Here is a 24320-nt window from a genome sequence, read left to right on the forward strand (position 1 = left end):
TACGAAGCGTACTACAGACAGCCGATCATGACGAGTCGAAGGCGCGACGGCCTCTCGCCTCGGCGGGTCCGTACACCCCCAGGGTACGGATCGCCCAGGCGAGAGGCGTGCCAACTGTAAACCACTGCATACGTCAGCTGTCAACATGTGCGTACAGTGGTTTCCCGGCTAGAATTTTCACGGTGGAAACCTAGGGGGCGGGTATGACACGGGAACGCACCTTCGCCGAACGCCTGAGCGCCCTGATCGAGGCGGCTCGGGTGGACGGCCGCGCGCCGCACAGCTACCGCGAGATCTCGGCCGCCGTGGAGCGGGCGGGCGGGCCGGCGATGTCGCCCGCCTACCTGCAGCAGCTGGCCACCGGCAAGCGGGTCAACCCCAAGATCCACTACGTCGAGGCGCTGGCCAGGCTGTTCGGCGTGCCGGTGACGTACTTCTTCGACGAAGAGGTGGCCGCGCCGCCGGCGGGCGAAGCCCAGCTGATGGCCATGCGGGCGCAGGAGCTCTCGCCGCAGGGCCGCCGCCAGGTGATGGACCTGCTGGAGCTGGTCGAACGCTACGAGCGGGCCGAGCGCGAAGGCCGGAACCCGGAGGACGCCGCGCGATGAAGGAACGCGAGCTGCGCCGCCGGTGCCGGAAGCTGCTCAAGCAGCTCGACATCGGCCCGCCGCTGGACGTCGAGGTGCTCTGCGCGCGGCTGGGCGAGCAGCGGGGCAAGCCGATCCGGCTGATGGCCTACCCGCTGGAGGTGCCGGGGCCGTTCGGCTGCTGGATCGCGACGTCGTCCGCGGACTACATCTTCTACCAGGCCGAAACGACGAAATCGCACCAAGACCACATCATCCTGCACGAGCTCGGGCACATGCTCGCCGACCACCACCCGCACGGCGACGCCGAGCCCGCCGACTTCCTGCGCGGCCCCGCTCCCGATCTTGACCCGGATGCCGTACACCGCGCGCTGCGCCGCTCGTCCTACGATGACGCGCACGAGTGGGAAGCCGAAACGGTCGCGACGATCATCCTCGAATGGGCGTCGGTCCTGAACTACACGATCCCCCGGCGCGCCGCGGACCGGGACCTTCGCCGGATCCAGGGTGCGCTCGGCGATCACCAAGGGTGGTTGTGAGCACACTTTTCAGCCCCGTGAACCTGTTCGCGATGGTGCTGTTCGCCGCGGCTTTGACGTGGCGGATCTACCAGGTTCAGCGCGCGCCGACGGTGCCGAACTGGGCCGTCACCGCGTGCGTGGCCGGGTTCGCCGCCGCGTTCCTGCTCCAGCAGCCCGCCATCTCCGACGAGGTCGACGCGGTCATCGGCCGCGGAGCCGCGCGGGTGGCGAACAACGCGCTGCTCGCGTGCGGCATCTGCGCGCTCGTCATCTTCTTCCTCGGCTCGGCCTTGGGCCCGCGCCGCTACCACCGGGTGGTGGCCGAGCTGGTGCCGCTGGCGGCGGCGATCGCGCTGATGATCGTCGCGATGGTCCTGACGCCGTCCGAGCTGCGCGGACTGCCGCTGGGACCGTCGACGATCCACGACTCCGGGATCGCGATCTTCTACCTCGGCGCCGGGCTCTACCTGATCTACGGCCTCATCGCCTGCACCGCCTGGATCGTGCGGTACCTGCGGGTGGCCGACCGGAACCTGCGCATCGGCCTCAAGCTGAGCGCGTTCGGCATGGCCAGCGCCGCGATCGGCAGCATCTTCCGCGCGCTGTACATCGTGGTGGCGTGGGCGTTCGGCCCGGTGGTGAAGATCCTGCTGCTGCTCGGCGTGCCGTTCGTGATCGTCGGCGCGGTGCTGTTCCTCGCCGGGGTCACCTACCCCGGCGTGCGGGCGCGGCTTTCGGCGTTGCGGCGCCGCCGCCAGCACCGGCGCGAGCACCGCGCGCTGGCTCCACTGTGGACGGCCTTGGTCCGCGCGTTCCCCAGCATCGTCCTGCGGACGCCGCCGCGCCGCCGCGCCGAACGGCTTTCGCCGCGCAGCATCCACCGCGTCTACTACCGGCGCGTGATCGAGATCCGCGACGGGCTCGTGCAGCTGTCGCCCTACCTGGACGAGGGTTTCGGCGAGCTCGTCGCCACCGATCCCGGTGCCGCGGCGGCCGAGCTGCGGACGGCGCTGGAGCGGCACGCGGCGGGCGAGGAGAGCGACGGCCAGGCCAAGCAGGTCCTGCCCGCGCCCGCCGACGACATCGAATCCGACGTGCGGCCGCTGCTGGCGTTGTCGGCCGCGATGGCGAACGGGGCGTGACGTGGACGTCGTGATCACCGCGAGGCGGGTCTTGATCCGCCCGTCAACACCGGTCGACGACGGCGCGGTGCTGGTGCGCGACGGCCTGATCGTCGCGGCCGGACCACGTGCCGACGTTCTCGCGCAGGCCGCGCCGGACGCCACCCGCCACGACTTCCCCACCGGCACCGCGCTCGCCGGGCTCTTCAACGTCCACGTCCACCTGGCGTTCGACGCCTCCCGCGAGATGCTCGCGCACTTCTCCGAGAGCGACGACCTCCTGGACGGCGCCCGCGAGCGGCTGACGTCGATGCTGCGCAGCGGCGTCACGACCGTGCGGGACCTCGGCGACCGCGGGCACCTCGGCGCGGCCGTCCGGCGGTCGTTCGCGGACGACGTCGCGCCGCGGCTGCTCGTCTCGGGCCCGCCGATCACCGTGCCGGGCGGGCACTGCCATTTCTTCGGCGGCGAAGCGGCGTCCGACGACGAGCTCCGCGCCCGGATCGACGCGAACGCCGAGGCGGGCGCGGACGTGATCAAGGTGATGGCCAGCGGCGGCCAGATCACCGAGGGCGGCGCCGACATGTGGGAGTCGCAGTTCGACGCCCGCCAGCTCGGGCTGATCGTCGCGCACGCGGCTTCGCACGGGTTGCCGGTCGCGGCGCACGCCCACGGCGCGGACGCGATCGAAGCCGCCGTCGAGGCCGGGGTGTCGACGGTCGAGCACTGCAGCTTCCTCACCGGGCCACGTTCGTTCGACCGGCGCGAGCCGGTGGCGAAGAAGATGGCCACCGAGGGGATCTCGGCGTGCTCGACGAGCAGCCGCAACTGGCGGGTGATCGTCGAGAAGCTCGGCGACGACGTCGCCCAGGCGATGTACGGGCGGCTCCCCTGGCTCGAGGAGCACGGCGTCCGGCTGCTGTCCGGGACCGACGCGGGGCTGCCCGGCTCGGTGTTCGACGACCCGGTCGGCGCGCTGGAGCTCTACGAATGGCTCGGCTTCCCGCGCCGCCGGATCCTGGAGATCGCGACGTGCGATTCGGCGGCGGGCCTCGGGCTGGCCGACGTCACGGGCCTCCTCGAACCCGGGCTGGCGGCAGACGTCCTGGTCGTCGAGGGCGACCCGCTCACGTCGCTCGCCGCGCTGCGCAACCCTCTCCTGGTGCTGGCCCAGGGCCACTCCGCCTAGTTCCCCGATCGGGGAATGCCTGGTTTGGTGACAGCGTTTTAAAACAGTGTTACCGTAGCTGTCACCACCCCGAGAAGGAGTCCCCCGATGCACGGACCGATCCAGCTGTTCACCGTGATCGCCCTGGTCTCGCTGCCGACCGTGATGTACGGCGGCTACGCGCTGATGGGCGTCCTGCGCGACCGGAAGCTCACCGAGCACCAGCGCGCGATGTTCCGCGCCGGGCACGCCCACGCCGGTGTCCTGCTGATCCTCGCCCTGGTCGCGCTGCAGATCCTGGACCGGACGACGCTGCCGGAGACGACGGTGTGGATCACCTGCTTCCTGCTGCTGTTCGGGATCCTCGCCCAGTCCGGCGGGTTCTTCGTCCACCTGATCCCGGGCAAGGGGGCGCTCGGCGGCCGTGTCACGTCGGCGGGCGCGGTGCTCCTGGCCGCCGCGACGCTGCTCACGGCGTACGGGGTGGCCTTCCCCTGAAAACCCGGATGCGGCCGGTCGTTAAGCTGGGTGACGTGCCTGAATACCTGCCGACCGCGCCCTACAAGGGGACCCGGGACTTCCTGCCCGCCGAAATGTCCGTGCGTACCCAGGTGTTCGGTCATCTCTACGACGTCCTCGAGCGCCGCGGCTTCCTCCGCTACGACGGCCCGATCCTCGAGTCGGCCGAGATCTACGAGCGCAAGTCCGGCCAGGAGATCGCGGACAAGCAGCTGTACACCCTCACGGACAAGGGCGGGCGGCGGCTCGCGCTGCGGCCGGAGATGACGCCGTCGGTGGCGCGGATGATCGCCGGGAGCGCGAAGTCGCTGTCGTTCCCGGTGCGCTGGTACAGCCACCCGAACTGCCACCGGTACGAGGCCCCGCAGCGCGGCCGCGTCCGCGAGCACTGGCAGATCAACGCGGACATCTTCGGCTCGGACAGCGCGAACTGCGAGATCGAGATCTTCGAGCTGGTGCACGACATGATGGCCGCGCTCGGCGCGACGCCGGACATGTTCGTGCTGCGCGTCAACGACCGGAACCTGCTGACGTCGGCGCTCACCGACGTCGCCGGGGTCTCGGAGGACCACCTCGCCCAGGTGTTCGCGCTGGTCGACCGCTGGGAGAAGTACCCGCGCGAGAAGCTGGCCGAGAACGCGGGCGAGATCGGGCTGTCGGACAAGCAGTTCGAGAAGCTGGCCGAGACGCTCGACGCGGGCGAGGCCCTGCTCGACGAGCTGCCCGCCGAAGTGCGCGAGCAGTCCAACCTGGTCCGGGTCCTGAACAGCAGCGCGGGTTCGCTGGTCAAGTACGAGCCGATGATCGTGCGCGGGCTGGCGTACTACACGTCGACCGTGTTCGAGGTGTTCGACACCTCGCCGGAGAACCGCCGGGCGCTGTTCGGCGGCGGCCGCTACAGCGACCTCGCGTCGATGTTCACGCCGCAGCAGATCCCGGGCATCGGCTTCGGCATGGGCGACGTGACGCTGATCGACTTCCTCGACACGCATGGCCTCACGCCGGCCCCGCGCAGCGAGGTCGACGTGATGGTGATCCCGGTGACCGAGGACCTGTTCGACGCGGCCCGGTCGGTGGCGACGTCGCTGCGGGCCGCAGGGCTTCGGACGTCGACGCCGATCGAGCACCGCAAGCTGGGCAAGGAGCTGGGCCGCGCGGACAAGGCGGGCGCGGTCGCGGTGGTGATCGTCGGCCAGGAGGACTGGGCGGCGGGGAACGTGACCGTGCGCAGCCTCGCGACGCGCGAGCAGAACCCGGTCGCGATCGCGGACGCGCCGGCCGCGGTCCAGGCGCTGCTGGCGTAAATCGGTTCGACACCCCTGCCACGCTGGAGGGGTGTTCGAAACCGAGCAGCCCGATCTCGACGCCCTCGCCGCGGGTGACCCGCGGCGGTGGGCGGAGTTCGACGTGGCCGTGCGGCGGGCGTGGTGGGTCTCGTGGGACATGCGGCTGGGCCGCCGTCCGTCGCGCGACGTGCTGGCGGTCGCCGCCTGCCACGCCAATGGGCACCTTCGGGAGGCGGCGGTCCTGGAGCTGGCGGTCCGCGACGACCCCGAAGTGGTGCCGCTGCTGCTGGTCCGGTGCGTCGACTGGGTCCGGCCGATCCGCGACCTCGCCCGCCCGCTGGTCCTGTCCAAACTGGACAAGCCAACGCTGCGGGCGATGCTGCCGCTCATCGGCGTCCTGCGGCGGCGCCAGGTCGACGACTGGATGACCGCGCTGTTCCGCGAGGCGCTGCCGCACGCCCTCGAAGCCGCGTTGGCGTTGGAAGACCGGGAAAGCCGCCGCTGGGCCCACCGGGAGGCGCTCGGGCTGCTGCCGCGCGAACGCCTGCTGGACATCGCCACGCGGGACCGCGACCTCGTGGTCCGGACCTTGTGCGGCACCGCGCTGCTCGACCGCGGCGAGTGCGTCGAGGAGCTGCTCGCGGCCGGGGCGCCGAAGGTCCGGATGCGGGCGCTGACCCTGGTCGACCGGGCCGGGGAGTGCCTGGCGGACCGGTCGGCGGCGGTCCGGTCGATGGCGCAGGCCCTGGTCCTCAAGGCAGGCGGCGATCCCGCGGCCCGCTACCGCGCGATGGCGGTGTCCCCGGCTTCGATCGCGGGGCTCGGCGAAACCGGGACCGCGGCCGACGCCGGACGGCTCGAACAGGCCCTCACCCACGAGCGGCCCCGGGTCCGCGCGACGGCGGTCCGCGGCCTGCGCCGGATCGCGCCGGAGTCGGCGGCCGTGCGGCCGCTGCTCACCGACCCGTCGCCCGCGGTGACCCGGCAGGTGGTGGCGTTCCTGCGCGGCAAGCCGGTCGACAGCACCGCATTGCGGGCGTTGCTGGCCGCCGATCAGCCGCTCCACACGCGCCGGGCGGCCGCGGCCCTGCTGCGCGACCGCGACGTCTGGACGCGCCTGCACACCGACCTCGCCCTGCTGCGGGACGACGACCTCGCCGACAGCGCCCACCGCGATCTCCACACGTGGCTGGCGCAGTCGGCCGGGATCTACTCCACACCGTCGCCGGAGCTGGCCGCGGAGATCGAGGCGCTGCTCGTGCGCGTGCCCGAGGGCTTGGCCCGCCGGATCCGGTTCACACTGGGTCGGCCCGCAGCAGCCGGAGGGTGAAGGTCGCGCCCGCGCCGGGACGGCCCGCGGCGGCGATCGTGCCGCCGTGGCCCGTCACCACTTCGCGGACCAGCGCCAGCCCCAAGCCGAACCGGCGTCCGTCCCCGTCGGAACCGCGGGCGAACCGCTCGAAGATCCGCTCCGCGTCCGCCGCCGGGAAGCCGACGCCCGTGTCGCGCACCCGCAGCTCCACGTGCCGCTCGTCCGGCAGGCCGAGCCACACCTCGATCGACCCGCCCGGCGGGGTGTGGCCCAACGCGTTGTCCAGCAACGCCGACAGCACGCGGCGCAACGCCGTCGGCACGCCCTGGACCACGTACGGCCGCCGCTCGCGGGTCACCGCCAGGCGGACCTGGCTCTGGTCCGCGCGGACGGCCTCGGCCGCCACCGCCTCCTCCGCGAGCGAGCCCAGCTCCACCGGTTCCAGCGACGGCCGGTCGCACGCTTGTGCCGACAGCAGCAAGTCTTCGACGACCTCGCCGAGCTCGCGCGTGCCGCGCACCAGCTGGTCGAGGTCGGCCGCGTCCCGGCTCGACGCGCGGCGGGCCAGCAGCTGCGCCCGCGTGTGCAGGCGGGTCAGCGGGGCGCGCAGCTCGTGGGACGCGTCCGCGACGAACGTCCGCTGCCGCCGCAGCGCGTCCGCCAGCGGGCGGATCGCGCGGCACGCCAGCACGCGCCCGCACACCAGCGCCGCCAGCAGCGCGAGCACCTCGGCGACGCCGAGCCCGAACAGCAGCGACGAGCGGTCCTGGATCTGGTAGACCTCCTCGAAGTACGCCTGCGAGACGACGCCGCCGCGGTTCTCCACGCGGATCGTGTACGTCATCCCGCCGATCGACCGCCGTTCCGTGTGGACGTCGCCGGGCGAAGGCACCGTCGCGGTCAGGGCAGGCAGCGGCATCCCGGCCGGCGGGGTGCCAGCCGGTGCGTGTCCCGCCGGGGTGAACAGCCAGACACAGCCGGGTGGCGTGGTGCCCGGGCCGAGCTGGATGGTCCGCGCCAGCGTCCGGTCGGCGTCGGCGTGCTGCCCGGACAGCAGCATCCCGTACGCGATCCCGCCCGCGACGGCCACCAGCAGCGACACCACGACGCCGATCTGCGCGGTGATCGCCCACCGCGCCCGCCGCAGGGCCCGCTCTTCGGCGTCGGGTCTCATACCGCACCGAGCTGGTAGCCGAGGCCGTGCACGGTCCGCACGACGTCCCGGCCGAGCTTGCGCCGCAGGTAGTACACGTAGGTGTCCACAATGGACTCACCGGTCGAGTCGGCGAACACGCTCGTGCGCAGCACCGCCCGCGGGTGGATCGCCTTCGGCCGCTGCGCCAGCGTCCGGAGCAGCTCGAACTCCCGCCCGGACAGCGTGATCCGCTCCCCGCGCGGCAGGACGACCTCGTGCCGCTGCAGGTCGAGGGCCGCCGCGCCGAGCGGGAGGCACTCCGCGCCGTCCAGGTCCCGGCGCGTCAGGGCCCGCAGCCGCGCGAGCAGCTCCTCCGCCTCGAACGGCTTGACGAGGTAGTCGTCCGCGCCGGCGTCGAGCCCGCCGACGCGGTCGGCCAGCTCGCCCAGCGCCGAGAGCACCAGCACCCGCGTGGTCACCGCGCGGGCCCGCAGCCGCCGCAGCAGCTCGAGCCCGTCCAGCACCGGCAGGCGCCGGTCGATGATCATCACGTCGTACCGCCCGGTGAGCCCGAGGTGCAGGCCCCGCTGGCCGTCGTGGGCCGCTTCGGTTTCGTAGCCTTCGTCCGCGAGCAGCTCGGCGAGCATGCCCGCCAGTTCGCGGTCGTCTTCGACCAGGAGCACCCTCGGTTTCGCCGCCCCATCGTGCACACGTCCATACTGGCAGTGATTTTCCGAAATTGAACCCTCAACTTTTCCCGGTGACCGGGACCGGATCGGCCATCAGGAGCACCTCGGTACTCCCCTTGCGGGCATCGCGGCGGTCGAGCCAGCCGAGCACCGGCGCGGTCATGATCGTGGTCACCAACGCGACCAGCACCAGCACCGTGAACAACGCCGACGAGACGATCCCGGCGGCGAGCCCGACGTTCAACGCGATCAGCTGCATCAGCCCGCGGGCGTTGACGAGCACGCCGACGCGGGTGGCGATCGCGGGCGGCTCCCCCGCCAGCCGGGCCGCGCCCCACGACGCGCCGAGCTTCCCGATGATCGCCACCACCACCGTGACGAGCGCGAAGGCGAGCAGCTTCGGGTCGGCGAGCAGCGCGAACCGGGTGTTCAGGCCGGAATAGGTGAAAAACAGCGGGACGAACACGATCCGCCCGATCGGCATGATCTTCGCGAGCACGGCGTCGGAAGCGGCGCCGCGCGGGAACGCGACCCCGACGGTGAACGCGCCGAACACCGCGTACAGCCCGATGGTGTCGGTGAACCAGGCCGCCGCGAACAGGATCAGCGCCGTGACGAGCACCCGCTGGTCGACGCTCACCCGGTCGCTGCCCATCATCCGGTTCAGCAGCCGCCGCCCGACGAGGAACACCAGCAGTGCGAACAGCAGGCCACCGCCGAGCGCGAGCGCGACCGGCCCGGCCGACCCCGCGTGCATGCCGAGCACGACGGCCAGCAGCAGCCACGCGAGGACGTCGTCGAGCGCACCGCAGGCCAGCGCCAGCGAACCGAATTTCGTCGAGGCGATCCCGCGTTCGGTGATGATCCGGACCATCATCGGGAACGCCGTGATCGCCACGGCCACCCCGACGAACGCCGCCGACACCACCGGGGAGACGCCCTCCTTGCCGATGCCGACCCACGACGTCCCGAGCACCGCGACCGCGATCCCCAGCGCCAGCGGCACCAGCGTCCCGGCCGAGGAGATCGCGGCGACCGACTTCCGCGAGTTCGCGATGCTGCGCAGGTTGAACTCGTACCCCGCGCCGAACATGTAGATGACGAGGCCGATCTGGCCACCGGTGTAGAGCAGCGAGCGGACCGCGTCCGGGAACAGCGCCGCCTGCACGTCCGGTAGCAGCAGCCCGAACAGCGACGGGCCGAGCAGGACGCCGGCGACCATCTCGCCGACCACCGGCGGCTGGCCGAGCTTCACGGCGACCGCGCAGACCAGCCGCACGACCAGGAGGATCACCACGACGGCGAGGAAGAAGACCGGTGCCGCTTCGGACGGGGTCATGCGTCGCCTCCGGCGAAGTAGTTCGAGCAAAGGGCTTGGCGGCGGGCGTCGAGCACCATGTACGTGCCGAACACCAGCTGGGCGAGGCTGCGCCAGACGTCTTCCCAGCGGTCGCGGACCGCCAGCCACGCCAGCGGCCAGCGCTTGCGACGCGCGCCGCGCGGGGTGAGCAGCGCCGGGCCGCGGTTGGGGATCGAGCGCGTGTGCCCGGCGGACGAGGCGAGGTCGAAGCGGCGCAGCACTTCGCGTGCCACGACCCGCATGGTCACCGGCGCGAGCCCGCGGGCCGGGCACGCGCGGTTCTGTGCCACCCCGAAGGGGATGAAAGCGTCCTTTGCGGACTGCGCGGCGTAACCCGGGTAGCTGAAGCACAACACGGTGCCCGCCGGGATCGTCAGGTGCTCCAGCTCGATGTCGCCGGTGGAGATCCGGTGCGCGATGCCGAACAGCGGGTACTCGCGCAGGCCGTCGTCGATGACGCGGTCGAGGAAGGCGTCGTCGTCCAGCTGTTCCCGCAGCTCCGGCCGCTGGGCGATGATCATCAGCAGGTGCGCCATCGCCTCGGACATCTGCACGACGGCCGTGTTGAAGAACGTGCCCTGCAGGTAGTACGCCTGTTCCTCGCGCGTCAGTGATTCCGGCAGCGGGTGCGGGACGTCGTCGAGGCGGCGCCGCAGGTACTTCGTCAGGCGCGCCCGGCGGCGCATGTTCCGCGGCCGCACGCACTTCAGGGCCGAGACGACGTCGTCGGCGTGGCCCACGATGAGGTCCCGCGCCTCGGGCGGGCACGGCTCGTCGAAGACCAGCTCGTAGTACAGCTCGGCCCAGATCGGCATCATCGCGTCGCGCAGCCGGACGAGCCCGGGCCGGACGTCGGCCAGCACGTGCGCGGCCACCCGCCGGGTCAGCTCCTCGGAGTCCTTTTTGGACTTGACCAGGATGTGGCGCGTGCACTTCGCGACTTCGTCGTAGCGCGGCCCGGCTTCGAGGTGCTCCTGGTGCACCTCGGGCCCGGGCGCGAGCCAGTACCAGAACAGGTCGGACAGCGCGGCGCCGCGGCTGCGGCCGTTCGCCGCCGGGTCGGCGTAGACGCGCTTGAAGTCCCGCGCCCCGACCTGCTCGCCCGGGATCGTCACCACTTCCTGGCCGTTGACCAGGGAGAAGATCTTCATCCGCAGGGCCACGACCCGGCCGGGCAGCCACGCGGGCGCCGAGGCCACCGCGGCCGCGGCCAGCACCTTGCCGATCATCGCCGGACCTGGTCCGGGGTGAGGTCGGCCGGGTGCCGCCCGCCGCACAGGGCGAGGGCCTGGTCGAAGTCCGCCCGCAGCAGCTCGAGGACTTCCGTGACGCCTTCGCGCCCGCCCGCGGCCAGCCCCCACACCACCGGGCGGCCGACGCCGACCGCGTCGGCGCCCAGCGCGAGGGCCTTGACGACGTCGGTGCCGCGGCGGATCCCGCCGTCCAGCAGCACCGGGATCGCCCCGCCGACGGCCGCCGCGATCTCCGGCAGGACGTCGATCGTGGCGGGCACGGTGTCGAGTTGACGGCCCCCGTGGTTGGACACGACGATCCCGGCGACGCCGTGGTGCACGGCCAGCCGCGCGTCCTCGGCGTGCAGCACGCCCTTGATCAGCACCGGCAGCTTGGTCTTGCTCCGCAGCCACGCGATGTGGTCCCAGTTCAGCGCGGCCGACATGACGATGTCACGCACGTGACTGGTGGTGCCACCGCTGCGGTTTTCGCCGATGTCGCGCAGGTTCTCCACGGCCAGCCCGGCGGGCAGGTCGTGGAAGCCGTTGCGGTCGTCGCGGGCGCGGCGGCCGAGCACGGGCGAGTCCACGGTGACGACGAACGCCTTCACCCCGGCGTTTTCGGCGCGCCGCACGATCGCCTCGGTGAACTCGAGGTCGGGCTGCAGGTAGAGCTGGAACCACAGGCCGGGGTCCGGGCTCACTTCGCGGGCCGCCGCGGCGACGTGCTCGATCGCCGTGGTGGCGGCCATGCTGACGATGAGGACGGTGCCCGCGCGCGCCGCTGCGCGCGCCGTGGCGAGTTCGCCGTCGGGGTGGGCGAGCCGGTGGAACGCCGTGGGCGCGACGAGGATCGGCATCGACGACGGCGTCCCGAGCAGTGTCACGCTCAGGTCGCGCTTGTCGCTGCCGCGCAGCACGCGGGGCAGCAGCCGCAGCCTCTTGAACGCCGCCTCGTTTTCCGCGACGGTGATCTCGTCCTGCGCGCCGCCCGCGAAGTAGTCGTAGTGCACCGGGTCGAGGCGCTGCCGGGCCGACGCCTCGAACTCCGCAACCGTGCGCATCACAGCTCCCGCGCGAAGAACGCGGCCAGCGGTCCGATGTGGACTTCCTTGTCCCACTCGTTCTCGAGGTTCTCGGTGACGTGGTGGGTGGCGACCAGCTCGCCGCGCCGGTAGTGCCGGACGATCGGGTGCAGGTAGTGGCCCTCGCCGTGGTCGTTGGCCTTGTCCTGGGCGGCGCGGGCGACGAAGTCGAACGGGTCGATCTTGTCGTGGTCGGGCCCGTAGTCGAGGGTGACGACGTAGGCGTCGTCCGGCGGGTCGGCCAGGACCCGGTCCACCGGCACCTCTTCGAGGTAGCGGGCGGTGTCGCCGTCCACGACCAGGACGTCGGCGAGGAAGCCGAACTGCTGGTACAGCGCGGAAGTCCGGTTGATCCGGCCGATCACGGCCTCGGTCAGCGCGTCCGGCTTGGCGGGCAGCTCGACGTGCGGCCACGGCGTGTCGTGGTGCCGCTCGTTCAGCACCTTGGCCAGCGCGCGGACGCCGTAGCGGAAGCCGTGGATGAACGGGTTGGTGGCCTTCTTGAAGCCGCGGGACTGGGTGATCGTGCCGGCGAAGTACAGGCCGGGCACGTTCACCGACTCGAAGTCCGGTGTCTGCGCCGGGAAGCGGCCGTCGATGACCAGCTCCGGGCGGCAGTCCTCGTCGAACAGCGAGGCGTCGAACCGGAAGCCGGTGCAGCAGATCACGCGGTCGTAGCGGATCTCCTTGATCACCTCGTCGGCGCGGGCGAACGCGAACTTGACGTGGTAGCCGTCGGCGTCCTTGCGGACCTCCCGCACGTCGCCGTCGAGGATCGCGTGCTGCAGCTTGAGCTGGTACATGTCGAGGATGCCCGCGTTGTAGGCGCGCAGGTGGCCGACGAAGTGCGTGCGCCAGGCCAGCTTCACCGGCCGCGGCCCGCCGACGTGCACGACCGCGGCCTTCTCGATGAGGTTGTCGGCGGTCTCGAAGGCCGAGTTCCCCTTGCCCAGCACCAGGACGCGCTGGTCGGTGAACTCGTCCGGGTCGACGCTGACGTCGGCGTACTGGTCGATCAGCTCGACACCGGGGAAGTCCGGGATGAACGGCTTCGTGACGCCGCTGGCCATGACCAGCCGGCGCGCCGTGAACTCTTCGTCACCGGCGGTGAGGACGAAGAGAGCGCTTTCCGGATCGCGGCCGATGCGCGTCACCCGGGTGTCGTAGCGGACGCGGACCTGGTGCTTCGCCGCGTAATCGGCGAGGTAGTGCAGGAAGTCCGGGGCGTCCGGGAAGAGCAGTTCGCTGTAGTCGGTGAACAGGACCGGGTCGGCGTCGCCGTCGGCGAGGATCGAGTTCCAGTCCATCCGGAGGTTCAGCTCCGGGTCGGTGTAGCCGGTGTGCTTCTTGTTGATGGAGATGAGGGTCCGGTGCCGCGGGAAGGTCTCGAAGAAGTGGCCGGGCGCGGACCCCGCCTCCAGCACCAGGTACCGGTGCCCGGCGTGGCCGAGGTGCTGCCCCAGCTGCAGCCCGGCCGGCCCGGCCCCGACGACCAGATAATCGAGTACTTCCTCCGCCACGACGACCTCCTGCGACTCGGCACCGACCGCTTGATCGGCGCCGAGCCTGCTCCGGAGATCTCAGAAAAGGCTCAGAAGTGGTTACCTTCCGGCCGCGCGGGCCAGGCGTTCGGGGTAACGCTCCCCCGCGATCGCGTCCGCCGGCGCCGCCGCCTCGATGGCCGCCAGGTCTTCCGCCGTCAGCTCCAGCGAAGCCGCCGCCACGTTCTCCTCGAGGTACTTGCGGCGCTTGGTGCCCGGGATCGGCACGACGTCCTCGCCCTGGGCCTGCACCCAGGCCAGCGCGAGCTGACCGGCGGTGACGCCCTTCCGCTCGGCGAGCGCGCGCAGGGCGTCGACGATGGCCAGGTTCCGCTCGAAGTTGCCCTCGGCGAACCGCGGCAGCCCGCGGCGCATGTCGTCTTCCGGCAGGTCCTTCACCGACGTCACCGCGCCGGTCAGGAAACCCCGCCCGAGTGGCGAGAACGGCACGACGCCGATGCCGAGCTTCCCGGCACGTGTCGAGGATTTCGCCTTCGATGCCGCGGGTCCACAGCGACCACTCGCTCTGCAGCGCGGTCACCGGGTGCACGGCGTGCGCGGCCCGGATGGTCGCGGCGCTCGCCTCGGAAATCCCGGCGTACCGGATCTTCCCGGCCTCGGCCAGCTCGGCCAGCGCGCCCCAGGTCTCCTCGATCGGGGTGTCCGGGTCGACGCGGTGCTGGTAGTAGAGGTCGATGTGGTCGACGCCGAGGCGGCGCAGCGACTCGTCGCAGCTCCGCTTGACGTACGCGGCGTCCCCCCGGGCCCCCATCACGCCGTCGGTCCACTCGATGCCGAACTTCGTCGCGAGCACGACCTCGTCGCGGCGGCCGGCGATCGCGCGGCCGACCAGCTCCTCGTTGACGCCGTTCGCGTAGACGTTCGCGGTGTCCAGCAGCGTCACGCCGAGCTCGAGCGCCCGGTGGATCGTGGCGATCGACTCCTCGTCGTTGTCGCGGACGCCGTAGGCCTGGCTCATCCCCATGCAGCCGAGCCCCTGGGCGCCGACCTCCAGACCGCCCAGCTTCCTGTTCTTCACGCGGAAATTCCCTCCACACGGGGTCCGGCGCCGAGCACGCTCTGCTCGATGCGTTCGTAGTTGTCGATCTTGTAGTCGAGGACGTCGAGGCAGGTCTGCAGCTCGGCGATCCGCTCGGCCACCGACCGGCGCTGCTCCACCAGCAGGGCCTTGCGGCGGCCCGCGCTCGCGACGCCGTGGCGGCGCAGCGACGCGTACTCGCGCATGCTCTTGATGGGCATCCCGGTGGTGCGCAGCTTGGTCAGGAAACCGAGCCAGGTGAGGTCGTCGTCGGAGTACGCCCGGCGGCCCGCGGTGTCGCGGGCGGGCGGGTCGAGCAGTTTGATGCGCTCGTAGTACCGGAGGGTGTCGATGGACAGCCCGCTACGTCGAGCGGCTTCCGCTATCGAGTAGCTCATGCGCCCGACACTACGACCTGGAGTGCACTCCAGGTCAAATCCTCGCTCTGCCTTCCATAACAGTGTTGCGATACGCTGGGGCGATGGCTCGACCCCGCACGCACGACGAAGCGCTCCGGCTGAAGCTCCTGGACCGCGCCGGTGAGCTGATCGCCGCGGACGGGCCGAAGGCGCTTTCCCTGCGGAAGCTGGCCGCCGACGCCGGCACGTCGACCACCGCCGTGTACTCCCTCTTCGGCAGCAAGCCCGACCTGGTGAACGCCCTCTACACCGAAGGCTTCCGCCGCTTCGGCGCCCGGATGGCCGGCACCCCGCTGACCGGCGACGCCGTCGAGGACCTCGTCGCCCTCGGCAGCGCCTACCGCGCGAGCGCGCTGGCCGACCCGAACCTCTACGGGATCATGTTCACCAGGTCGGTGCCCGGGTTCGAGCCCAACGAGGACGCCGAGAAGCTCGCCCGCCAGACATTGAAGCCCCTGGAACGCATCATCCGCCGCGCGATCGCCGACGGCGTCTTCCTCGACGTCCCGCCGGAGACGATCGCGGTCGGCTGCTGGGCCTGCGTGCACGGGCTCGTCTCGCTGGAGCTGACCGGCAACCTGCCGGAGGAGTTCGACGTCACGGCCTCGTACGAGCGGGCCCTGCGCGCGAACGCCGCCGGCTGGCTGCGGCCTCAGACCAGCCGCAGCGACCCGTCGTAGACGACCTTGCCCTGCGCGTCGCGGGCCTGGACGTGGACCATCGCCTCCGGCGTGAGGGCGATGTTCGCCGGGATCCAGGCGGCGGCCATGCCGTCGACGACCTCGACCTCGGCGCTCGTCCCGATGCCGAAGTCGAGGGTGGCCTCGACCGCGGTCGTGGGCAGGGCCGCGACGTACGGGTGCCGCGCCGTTCCCGGCGGCGCACCCGACTCGGGGTGGCCCAAGGTGTCCACGGTCAGCGTGCGGGCCGCCTCGGTCTTGGGGCCGGTGAAGTCGGGGAACGCGCGGGACTTCGTCCGGCCGGGCCGCTGGTAGTCCGGCTGGGTTTCGCAGACCACGACCTGACCGCCGAAGCGGCCCATGACCACCCGGAAGTCCCCGGCTTCGAGGAGCGGCCCCGGGGAGTAGGCCGCGGCGTCCGGGATCACCTCCGTCCGCGCCGCGGCCAGGCAGTCACCCAGCGCGCGGCCCGCGGGTGAGGTCCGGTCGGCGGCCATCGGCCGGTCGGCGACCGCGACCAGCGGCGGCGGGGCGGCGGGCAGCGTCTTCTGGTCCGGGTCCATGGGCTTGCCGACGGTGAGCGTCGTCCGCGCCGGGTCGGAGCGGGTCATCCCGACGAACTGGCCGGTGACCGAAGACGGGCGGATGGTCTGCGACATGGAGTCCCCGCCCTCGATCCACGAGTCGAGGTGGGCGCCCTTCGCGGCCGGGTCGAGCACCCCGCCGACCACACCGGTCGCGGTGTGCAGCAGCAGCCCGGTGCGGGTGCCCGGCACGTACGCGGGCGTGGCTCCCGGGTCCGACAGCGTCACGGTCGTCTCGGTGGTCTCGCAGAACAGCGGCTTGCCGCCGGCGGTCGCCGCGACCACCGAGTCCGTCCCCTGGACATCCGTGAAGAGGGGGACCCAGTCTTCGCGCGGCGGCACGCGGTCCGTCTTGCCCGCCGCCCGCACCGCGGCCCAGCAGCGGTCCAGCGAAGACGTCGCCACCTTCGGGTCGAGGGTGAGGTGATCGCCGGGGATCGGGTCCGGGACCGGCGGCGGAGCGGCGACCGGTTGCGGCCGCAGCACCTGGGACGCGACGAGCGCGCCCGCGGCGAGCACGACCGCCGCCGCGGCCGCGTACCAGACCTTCGACGGTCCGCGCTTCGCCAAGCCCCGGCGGAGTTCGGCGCGGAGGCGGTCGCGAACGTCGTCGGGCAGGTCCCGCCGCGGCGGGAGGCCGAGGTCGTCGCTCATTTCTCCTCCAGCAGCGTGCGCAGGCGGGCGCGGGCCCGGGACAGGTGGGCGCGGACGGTGACCTCGGCGACGGCCAGCAGCTCGGCGGCGTCGGCGGTGCTCAGCTCGCCGAGCAGGCAGAGCTCGACGACGTCCCGCTGCGACTTCGGCAGCTTCCGCACGGCGTCGACGACCTCGCGCAGCCGCTGCTCGCCGTCGAGCCGTTCGGCCACGGCGTCGGCGTGGTCGGACACGACCGGCGGGTCCGGGATCTTCCGGATCAGCCGCAGCCGCCGTCTCGCGCCGCGGTGCTCGTCGCGGGCGGCGTTGCCCGCCACCGTGTAGAGCCACGGCAGGGCGCTGTCGCGCACGAGCCGCACGTCGGCGCGGCGGCGCCAGGCGGTCAGGAACGTCGTCGAGGTCAGGTCTTCGGCGCCCGACCACGAGCCGGTCAGCCGGTAGGCGTGGTTCCAGACCGCCTCGGCGTGCCGTTCGAAGAGCTCGCTGAACGCGGCCTCGTCGCCCTCGGCGGCCCGGTCCCACAGCGCCTGATCGCCCACCGGCGCCCCCGTCGCATGGCTGGTCACACCCCTCTGTGGCCGGCACCGGCCGGATTGTTGCGCGCAACTTCCCGGCACCGGACGGCCACTTCCGGTCGTGATCATGGGACAGGTCCGGACCACGGACAAGCGCGTGCTCCCGGTGGTGGTCGCTTGCGTGTCGGCGGCGGTGTTCGTGCTGGCCCGGCGGCACCTGGTCGACGACACGTTCATCACGCTCGCGTACGCGCGCAACCTGGCGTTCCACGGGCACTGGGGACTGCTGGCCGACGCGACGTCGAACTCGGCGACGTCACCGGCGAACGTCCTGGCCCTGGCCGCGCTGACGTTCGTGGTCCGGGACGCCGTCGTCGCGGCCGGGGTGTTGTACGTGCTGTGCCAGGTCGCGTTCGTCCTGGCCCTACGCCGGCTCGGCACGGCGTTGCCGCGCTGGTTCCCCGCGTTGACGTTCGCGGCGCTGACGGCGAACCCGCTGCTGCTGTCGTCGATCGGGCTTGAGGTCGCACTGGGCGCAGCGGTGCTGGGGTGGCTGACGGTGTTCGCCGTCGAACGGCGGCCGTTGGAGTTCGGGCTCACCGCGGGCGCGCTCGCCCTGGTCCGGCTGGACCTGCTGATCTTCGCGGCGGTCCTGGGCATCTCGGTGCGCTCCGGCCGCGCGCTGCTCGGGGTGGTGCTGGTCGCGCTGCCGTGGTTCGCGTTCAGCTGGGTGGTGCTCGGCGCGGCGGTGCCGGACACGTTCGTGATCAAGACACTGCAGGGCGCGCAACGGACGTGGGGTGAGTGGACCTTCGCCAACGGGCCCCTGTTCTACATCCGGACGGCACCGTGGCCGACGGTGCTGTCGTTCCTGCCGCTGGTGGCGTTGCCCTTCGCGTTCCGGCTCCGGCCGTTCGCGCCGCTGGCCTGGGGTGCCGCGCTGTACTACGGGGCGTACGTGCTGCTGAACGTGCCGCCCTACCACTGGTACTACGGGCCGGGGATCACCGCGGCGACGGTGTGCGTCTGCGCTTGGGCGGCTTCTCGCCGGGTCGCGACTGGGGCCGTCCTCGCGGTGGTGATGGCTTCCGTCGTCGCGTACGTGGGTTCGTCGCGGGAGTTCGCACCGCTGACGTCGAACTACGCGTCGACGGCGAAGTACGCGTCGATCGGCCGCGACTTGCGGGAGTTGGCGGGGTCGCGCGTGGTCGGCAGCGCGGGGGAGATCGGCGTGCTGGCGTACACGTGCGAGTGCGCGATCGTCGACGTGTTCGCCGACCGCGGCCTGGTTCCAGCGGCCATCGACGCTCGCGGTTCGGGCAACCGCTGGCTTCGTGCGGCGCTTCGGGTGGACTATGCGTTCTTTGATTACGACGTCCAGCCGCGGCGTCCCGATCTGGTGCTGCGTCGCCTGCCGAGCCCACCGCCGGATGCTCTCGCGCACTGGGTCATCGATGCGCCGACGTTGGGGAGGCAGGACCTCTACCTCGTACCGAACTGAGCCTCCACGAGAACTCGAACCGGTCCCCGGAGCGGACCCGCGTCGATCCGCACCGGCGCGTCCGGTTGCCCTGACAAGAGCCAGAGCAGCCCGGCGGTGACCGCGACGGCGGTCACCGCCACTTCAGGACCGGCAACGCTAGACGGCGCCGTACTGGCGGTCGCCGGCGTCGCCGAGGCCCGGGACGATGAAGCCCGAGTCGTTGAGGCGCTCGTCGATGCTGGCGGTGACCACCCGGACCGGCAGGCCGGTCTTTTCCAGGTGCGCCAGGCCTTCCGGCGCGGCGAGCGCGCAGATGGCCGTGACGTCGTCGGCGCCGCGGTCGGTGAGCAGCCGGATCGTGTACTCCATCGAGCCGCCGGTGGCGAGCATCGGGTCGAGCACCATGACCGGCCGGTCGGCGAGCGACTCCGGCAGCGACTCCAGGTACGGCGTCGGCTTCAGCGTCTCCTCGTCGCGCGCGAGGCCGACGAAGCCCATCTGCGCGTCCGGGATCAGCTTGTGCGCCTGGTCGGCCATGCCGAGCCCGGCCCGCAGCACCGGGACGAGCAGCGGCGGCTTGGCCAGCGTGTAGCCCTCGGTGCGGGCGACCGGCGTGTGGATCCGCTCGGTCTTCACCGGCACGTCGCGCGTGGCTTCGTAGACCAGCATGACGGTCAGTTCGTGCAGCGCGGCCCGGAACGCGGCGCTGTCGGTGCGCGCGTCGCGCATCGTGGAGAGCCGGGCCTTCGCGAGGGGGTGGTCGACGACGTGCACATCCATGCGGGTCAATCTAGCCGTCCCGCGAAGCGTTTCACCCAGCCGCGCTGCCAGGGCGTTTCGACGGCGCGTTCGTGGTAGTGCGCTCTGGTCCAGGCCACGGCTTGGTCCGCGGGGACGCCGGAGAGGACGGCGAGGCAGGCCATCACGGTGCCGGTCCGCCCGGCGCCGCCGTAGCAGGCGACCTCGACGGTCTCGGTCTTCGCGCGTTCGTGGAGCGCCTTGATCTTGCGATGGGCGTCCGCGGTGTCCACCGGCAGCAGGAAGTCGGGCCAGGTGACCCATTCGTGCGGCCAGGTGAGGCCACCGCCGTGCTTGCGCCGCAGCCTGCTCGTGCCCAGGTAGAGCCCGAAATCGGGCTCGGGTCCGTCGGGGCGTGGGCGCGCCAGCCCACGCCCCTGCACGCGGGTGCCGTCCGGAAACTCGACCATCGGCTCATTGTCCTCCGGAAGATGGACACGGTGGGTGGTTTTCGCCGCTAGGCTGCCCCGGGTGAGCGAACTGACGCCCGACCAGATGCGGGCTTCCGACGCGGACCGCGAGCGCGTCGCGCAGGTGCTGCACAACGCCCTCTCGGAAGGGCGCATCACGGTGAACGAGCTGGAAGAGCGGCTCTCGACGGTCTACGCGGCGAAGACGCTGGGGGAGCTCAAGCCGGTGACGGCAGACCTCCCGTCGGCGTCGGCGGCGGTCGAACCGGCGACGACGCGGGCAGTGGGCTTCCCGGACCAGCGCATCGGCGGCCACCCGGGCTCCCCGGTGTCGATCGGCGTGCTGTCGGGCGCGGTCCGCAAGGGCAGCTGGGTCCTGCCCCCGCAGCACAACAGCTTCGCGTTCTGGGGCGGCACGGAGATTGACCTGAGGCAGGCGCGCTTCGCGGACAAGCACTGCACGATCACGGCGGTAGCCATCATGGGCGGCATCCAGATCACGGTCCCGGACGACATCAACGTGGACGTCACGGGGATCGGCTTCATGGGCGGGTTCGTGCTGGAGGACAAGTCGGGGGCACCACCCGCGCCGCCGACCGCGCCGACGGTGAAGATCAACGGGCTCGGGTTCTGGGGCGGGGTCGTCGTTTACCGGAAACCCGCTCAGCGGACCGAGCCGCCGCGGATCGAAGGCGCCTGACCGCGGCCCAGAGCGCCCCAATGTGGCCTTGGTTGCGTCTGACGCACCGAAGGCCGCCTTGGTTGCGTCTGACGCACCGAAGGCCACATTGGGGCGCTTGCCGCAGTGACACACCAAGCCGGGAGCGTCACACCGGGTGACCCACTGCCGGACGCCGCGCGCTGTCGGACCCGCCGCCTAGACTCAGGCGCATGACAGCCACGACCAGCACGTCAGCGGCGCCGGCCACCCCGGCACCGCTGGCGGACGCGACTCGCGACGACGCGAGCCTGCGCCGCTTCCTGCTCGGGCTGCCCGGTGTCGACCAGGTCGGCGTCGAGCAGCGCGCGGCGGGCCTCGGCACGCGCAGCATCAAGAAGGACGCCAAGCGGTGGGCCATCGACACTGCCATCTCCATGGTCGACCTGACCACGCTGGAGGGCGCCGACACCCACGGCAAGGTCCGGGCGCTCGCCGCGAAGGCGGTCCGCCCCGATCCCGAGCGCCAGGACACCCCGCGCGTCGCCGCCGTCTGCGTGTACCCCGACCTCGTCGCCACGGCCTTCGAAGCGCTGAAGGGCAGCGGCGTGCACGTCGCCAGCGTCGCCACCGGCTTCCCCTCGGGCCGCACCAGCCGCGAGATCAAGCTGGCCGACACCAAGATCGCCGTCGACGCCGGTGCGCACGAAGTCGACATGGTGATCGACCGCGGTGCCTTCCTCGAAGGCCGCTACATGGACGTCTTCGAGGAGATCCAGGCCGTCAAAGCCGCCTGCGGCGACGCGCACCTGAAGGTCATCCTCGAGACCGGCGAGCTGGCGACCTACGACAACGTGCGGCGCGCGTCGTGGCTGGCGCTGCTGGCCGGCGGGGACTTCATCAAGACCTCCACCGGCAAGGTCTCCCCCGCCGCGACGCTGCCGGTCACCCACATCATGCTGCAGGCCGTCCACGACTGGCACCGGCAGACCGGCCAGCTGCGCGGCGTCAAGCCCGCGGGCGGCATCCGGACGACGAAGGACGCGATCAAGTACCTGGTCGCCGTGCACGAGGTCGCCGGCGAGCAGTGGCTGACCCCGGACCTGTTCCGCTTCGGCGCGTCCAGCCTGCTCAACGACCTGCTGCTGCAGCGCCGCACCCAGGTGGACGGCCACTACAGCGGCCCCGACTACGTGACGGTGGACTGATGCCTGTTTTCGAGTACGCACCGGCGCCGGAGTCGCGCGCCATCGCGAACCTGAAGGACTCCTACAAGCCGTTCGTGAACGGCGAGTTCGTCGACGGCTCGGGTGAGCCGCTCAAGACGATCAACCCCGCCACCGAAGAGGTGCTGGCCGAGGTCGGCACGGCGTCGAAGTCCGATGTGGACATCGCGGTCAAGGCCGCGCGCAAGGCGTACGACAACGTCTGGTCGAAGATGCCGGGCACCGAGCGCGCGAAGTACCTGTTCCGCATCGCGCGGCTGATCCAGGAGCGCTCGCGCGAGCTGGCGGTGCTGGAAAGCCTGGACAACGGCAAGCCGATCAAGGAGTCGCGCGACTCCGACGTCCCGACGGCGGCGGCGCACTTCTTCTACCACGCGGGCTGGGCCGACAAGCTGGAGTACGCCGGTTACGGCCCGAACCCCCAGCCTCTCGGCGTCGCGGGCCAGATCATCCCGTGGAACTTCCCGCTGCTGATGCTGGCGTGGAAGATCGCCCCGGCGCTGGCGACGGGCAACACGGTGGTGCTGAAGCCCGCCGAGACGACGCCGTTGACCGCGCTGGTGTTCGCGGAGATCTGCCAGCAGGCGGAGCTGCCGCCGGGCGTCGTGAACATCCTGCCGGGCGCGGGCGACATCGGTGCGTCCATTGTGGAGCACGCGGGCATCGACAAGATCGCGTTCACCGGCTCCACCGAGGTCGGCAAGGCGATCCAGCGTCAGGTCGCGGGCACGCCGAAGAAGCTGACGCTGGAGCTGGGCGGCAAGGCGGCGAACGTCGTGTTCGAGGACGCGCCGCTCGACCAGGCCATCGAGGGCATCGTCAACGGCATCTTCTTCAACCAGGGCCACGTCTGCTGCGCGGGTTCGCGCCTGCTGGTCCAGGAGTCCATCGCCGAAGAGGTGCTGGAGAAGCTGCACTACCGCGTCTCGACGCTGCGCATCGGCGACCCCCTCGACAAGAACACCGACATCGGCGCGATCAACTCGGCCGAGCAGCTGGCGAAGATCCGCGGGCTGGTCGAGTCGGGTGACGCCGAAGGCGCGCAGCGCTGGACGAGTCCGTGCCCGGTGCCGGACCGCGGGTTCTTCTTCGCGCCGACGGTGTTCGCGAACGTCCACCAGTCGATGCGGATCGCGCGCGAGGAGATCTTCGGCCCGGTGCTGTCGGTGCTGACGTTCCGCACGCCGGACGAGGCCGTGGCGAAGGCGAACAACACGCCGTACGGGCTTTCGGCGGGCATCTGGACCGAAAAGGGCTCCCGCATCCTGTGGATGGCGAACCAGCTGCGCGCGGGCGTGGTCTGGGCCAACACCTTCAACCGCTTCGACCCCGCCGCCCCGTTCGGCGGCTACCAGGAATCCGGCTTCGGGCGCGAAGGCGGCCGCACCGGGCTGGAGGCGTACCTGAATGTCTGACCGGATTTCCGTCGCGAAGACGTACAAGCTGTACATCGGCGGCAAGTTCCCGCGTTCGGAGTCGGGCCGGGTGTACCCGGTGACGGACCCGAAGGGCAAGTTCCTGGCGAACGCGGCGCACGCGTCCCGCAAGGACGTGCGCGACGCGGTGGTGGCCGCGCGCAAGGCCTTCCCGGGCTGGTCGTCGGCCACGGCGTACAACCGCGGCCAGGTGCTGTACCGGGTGGCCGAGGTGCTGGAAGGGCGTCGCGACCAGTTCGCCGCGGAGGTGTCGGCGTCGGAGGGCCTGTCGGCGAAGAAGGCCGAGTCCACTGTGGACGCGGCCATCGACCGCTGGGTCTGGTACGCGGGCTGGACGGACAAGATCGCGACGGTCCTGGGCGCGGCGAACCCGGTGGCGGGCCCGTACTTCTCGTTCACGGTCCCGGAGCCGACGGGCGTGGTCGCGGTCCTGGCCCCGCAGCGGTCGTCGTTGCTGGGCCTGGTCGAGGTCCTGGCCCCGGTGCTGGCGACGGGCTCGACGGCGGTGGTGGTGTCGAGCGCGGAGCGTCCCCTCCCGGCGATCACGCTGTCGGAGGTCCTGGCGACGTCGGACGTCCCGGGCGGGGTGGCGAACATCCTGACAGGGCGCGCGTCGGAGCTGGGCTCGTGGCTGGCTTCGCACGGCGACGTGAACGCGCTGGACCCGACGGGAGCGGCCCCGGAGGACCGCCCGGAGCTGGCCCGCGAAGCGGCGGGAACGGTGAAGAGGGTCCTGACGGTCCCGGAGTCCGAGCCGGACTGGACGGCGGCGCCGGACCTGTCGCGGCTGCGCCGGTACCTGGAGGCCAAGACGGTCTGGCACCCGCTGGGCGTCTGAGTTCCCGGAGCCGCGGGGGCCGCC

At 71.8% G+C, this 24320-nt stretch carries 24 protein-coding genes and 1 pseudogene; 13 read left to right on the forward strand and 12 right to left on the reverse strand.

Annotated features, from left to right (window positions below):
• Positions 1–203: 203 nt before the first annotated feature.
• The 7 genes from QP939_RS08040 (at position 204) to QP939_RS08070 (ending at position 6532) form a co-directional block, all read left to right on the forward strand.
• Positions 204–608, forward strand: coding sequence for an XRE family transcriptional regulator (locus QP939_RS08040; RefSeq protein ID WP_285455957.1), 405 nt, complete (start codon positions 204–206; stop codon positions 606–608).
• Positions 605–1126, forward strand: a complete 522-nt coding sequence (locus tag QP939_RS08045; protein ID WP_285455959.1) for a hypothetical protein — start codon at positions 605–607, stop codon at positions 1124–1126. Before QP939_RS08040 ends, QP939_RS08045 begins: the two co-directional genes overlap by 4 nt.
• Positions 1123–2250: an MAB_1171c family putative transporter gene (locus QP939_RS08050; protein WP_285455960.1), complete on the forward strand. Its 1128-nt coding sequence runs from the start codon at positions 1123–1125 to the stop codon at positions 2248–2250. The genes QP939_RS08045 and QP939_RS08050 overlap by 4 nt, the downstream gene beginning before the upstream one ends.
• Before the next feature lies 1 nt (position 2251).
• The gene (locus QP939_RS08055; RefSeq protein ID WP_285455962.1) at positions 2252–3418 is read left to right on the forward strand and encodes an amidohydrolase family protein; all 1167 of its coding nucleotides are present in this window, start codon (positions 2252–2254) and stop codon (positions 3416–3418) included.
• 87 nt (positions 3419–3505) lie between these two features.
• A complete protein-coding gene (locus tag QP939_RS08060; protein ID WP_285455963.1) occupies positions 3506–3895 on the forward strand; it encodes a hypothetical protein in 390 nt (129 codons plus the stop codon).
• A 35-nt stretch (positions 3896–3930) separates the two neighbouring features.
• Positions 3931–5220, forward strand: coding sequence for a histidine--tRNA ligase (gene hisS, locus QP939_RS08065; protein ID WP_285455964.1), 1290 nt, complete (start codon positions 3931–3933; stop codon positions 5218–5220).
• Positions 5221–5251: 31 nt separating this feature from the next.
• Positions 5252–6532: a HEAT repeat domain-containing protein gene (locus QP939_RS08070; RefSeq protein ID WP_285455965.1), complete on the forward strand. Its 1281-nt coding sequence runs from the start codon at positions 5252–5254 to the stop codon at positions 6530–6532.
• Here the strand turns inward: QP939_RS08070 and QP939_RS08075 are convergent.
• The 8 genes and pseudogenes from QP939_RS08075 to QP939_RS08110 all read right to left on the reverse strand — a co-directional run bounded on the left by QP939_RS08075 (position 6498) and on the right by QP939_RS08110 (position 14993).
• Positions 6498–7688 (reverse strand): sensor histidine kinase, encoded by a 1191-nt coding sequence (locus tag QP939_RS08075; protein WP_285455966.1) that lies wholly within the window; start codon positions 7686–7688, stop codon positions 6498–6500. The genes QP939_RS08070 and QP939_RS08075 overlap by 35 nt on opposite strands.
• Entirely contained in the window at positions 7685–8332 is a 648-nt protein-coding gene (locus QP939_RS08080; protein WP_285459692.1) for a response regulator transcription factor, read from the reverse strand. Before QP939_RS08080 ends, QP939_RS08075 begins: the two co-directional genes overlap by 4 nt.
• A 64-nt stretch (positions 8333–8396) precedes the next feature.
• The gene (locus tag QP939_RS08085; RefSeq protein WP_285455967.1) at positions 8397–9677 is read right to left on the reverse strand and encodes a cation:proton antiporter; all 1281 of its coding nucleotides are present in this window, start codon (positions 9675–9677) and stop codon (positions 8397–8399) included.
• Positions 9674–10927: a cytochrome P450 family protein gene (locus QP939_RS08090; RefSeq protein ID WP_285455968.1), complete on the reverse strand. Its 1254-nt coding sequence runs from the start codon at positions 10925–10927 to the stop codon at positions 9674–9676. Before QP939_RS08090 ends, QP939_RS08085 begins: the two co-directional genes overlap by 4 nt.
• Positions 10924–11994: an alpha-hydroxy acid oxidase gene (locus QP939_RS08095; RefSeq protein WP_285455969.1), complete on the reverse strand. Its 1071-nt coding sequence runs from the start codon at positions 11992–11994 to the stop codon at positions 10924–10926. The genes QP939_RS08090 and QP939_RS08095 overlap by 4 nt, the downstream gene beginning before the upstream one ends.
• Positions 11994–13535 carry an NAD(P)-binding domain-containing protein gene (locus tag QP939_RS08100; protein WP_285455970.1) on the reverse strand — a complete coding sequence of 514 codons (1542 nt, stop codon included), beginning with the start codon at positions 13533–13535 and terminating at the stop codon, positions 11994–11996. The genes QP939_RS08095 and QP939_RS08100 overlap by 1 nt, the downstream gene beginning before the upstream one ends.
• 81 nt (positions 13536–13616) lie before the next feature.
• A pseudogene (locus QP939_RS08105) lies at positions 13617–14541 on the reverse strand (aldo/keto reductase).
• A gap of 50 nt (positions 14542–14591) precedes the next feature.
• Positions 14592–14993 carry a MerR family transcriptional regulator gene (locus QP939_RS08110; RefSeq protein ID WP_285455971.1) on the reverse strand — a complete coding sequence of 134 codons (402 nt, stop codon included), beginning with the start codon at positions 14991–14993 and terminating at the stop codon, positions 14592–14594.
• An 83-nt stretch (positions 14994–15076) separates the two neighbouring features.
• On the opposite strand from QP939_RS08110, the gene QP939_RS08115 reads away from it, so the two are divergent.
• Positions 15077–15694, forward strand: coding sequence for a TetR/AcrR family transcriptional regulator (locus tag QP939_RS08115; RefSeq protein WP_285455972.1), 618 nt, complete (start codon positions 15077–15079; stop codon positions 15692–15694).
• On the opposite strand, the gene QP939_RS08120 is transcribed toward QP939_RS08115, so the two are convergent.
• Complete coding sequence (locus QP939_RS08120) at positions 15667–16932, reverse strand: hypothetical protein (RefSeq protein ID WP_285455974.1); 1266 nt, start codon at positions 16930–16932, stop codon at positions 15667–15669. The two genes, QP939_RS08115 and QP939_RS08120, sit on opposite strands and share 28 nt — an antisense overlap.
• Positions 16929–17498, reverse strand: coding sequence for an RNA polymerase sigma factor (locus QP939_RS08125; protein WP_414641951.1), 570 nt, complete (start codon positions 17496–17498; stop codon positions 16929–16931). Before QP939_RS08125 ends, QP939_RS08120 begins: the two co-directional genes overlap by 4 nt.
• A gap of 76 nt (positions 17499–17574) precedes the next feature.
• On the opposite strand from QP939_RS08125, the gene QP939_RS08130 reads away from it, so the two are divergent.
• A complete protein-coding gene (locus tag QP939_RS08130) occupies positions 17575–18948 on the forward strand; it encodes a hypothetical protein (RefSeq protein ID WP_285455976.1) in 1374 nt (457 codons plus the stop codon).
• Positions 18949–19086: 138 nt separating this feature from the next.
• On the opposite strand, the gene upp is transcribed toward QP939_RS08130, so the two are convergent.
• A complete protein-coding gene (upp, locus tag QP939_RS08135; protein ID WP_285455977.1) occupies positions 19087–19710 on the reverse strand; it encodes a uracil phosphoribosyltransferase in 624 nt (207 codons plus the stop codon).
• Positions 19711–19715: 5 nt separating this feature from the next.
• Entirely contained in the window at positions 19716–20138 is a 423-nt protein-coding gene (locus tag QP939_RS08140; RefSeq protein ID WP_285455978.1) for a protein-tyrosine phosphatase family protein, read from the reverse strand.
• Positions 20139–20223: 85 nt separating this feature from the next.
• On the opposite strand from QP939_RS08140, the gene QP939_RS08145 reads away from it, so the two are divergent.
• The 4 genes from QP939_RS08145 to QP939_RS08160 all read left to right on the forward strand — a co-directional run bounded on the left by QP939_RS08145 (position 20224) and on the right by QP939_RS08160 (position 24296).
• On the forward strand, positions 20224–20838 hold the full coding sequence (locus tag QP939_RS08145) for a DUF1707 SHOCT-like domain-containing protein (protein ID WP_285459693.1): 615 nt from the start codon (positions 20224–20226) through the stop codon (positions 20836–20838).
• A gap of 191 nt (positions 20839–21029) precedes the next feature.
• Positions 21030–22004, forward strand: coding sequence for a deoxyribose-phosphate aldolase (deoC, locus tag QP939_RS08150; RefSeq protein ID WP_285455979.1), 975 nt, complete (start codon positions 21030–21032; stop codon positions 22002–22004).
• Entirely contained in the window at positions 22004–23437 is a 1434-nt protein-coding gene (locus QP939_RS08155; RefSeq protein ID WP_285455980.1) for an aldehyde dehydrogenase family protein, read from the forward strand. Before deoC ends, QP939_RS08155 begins: the two co-directional genes overlap by 1 nt.
• Positions 23430–24296, forward strand: a complete 867-nt coding sequence (locus QP939_RS08160; protein ID WP_285455981.1) for an aldehyde dehydrogenase family protein — start codon at positions 23430–23432, stop codon at positions 24294–24296. Before QP939_RS08155 ends, QP939_RS08160 begins: the two co-directional genes overlap by 8 nt.
• Positions 24297–24320: the final 24 nt, after the last annotated feature.

Source organism: Amycolatopsis nalaikhensis (genome assembly GCF_030264295.1).
In the GTDB taxonomy this organism is placed as follows: Bacteria; Actinomycetota; Actinomycetes; order Mycobacteriales; family Pseudonocardiaceae; genus Amycolatopsis; species Amycolatopsis nalaikhensis.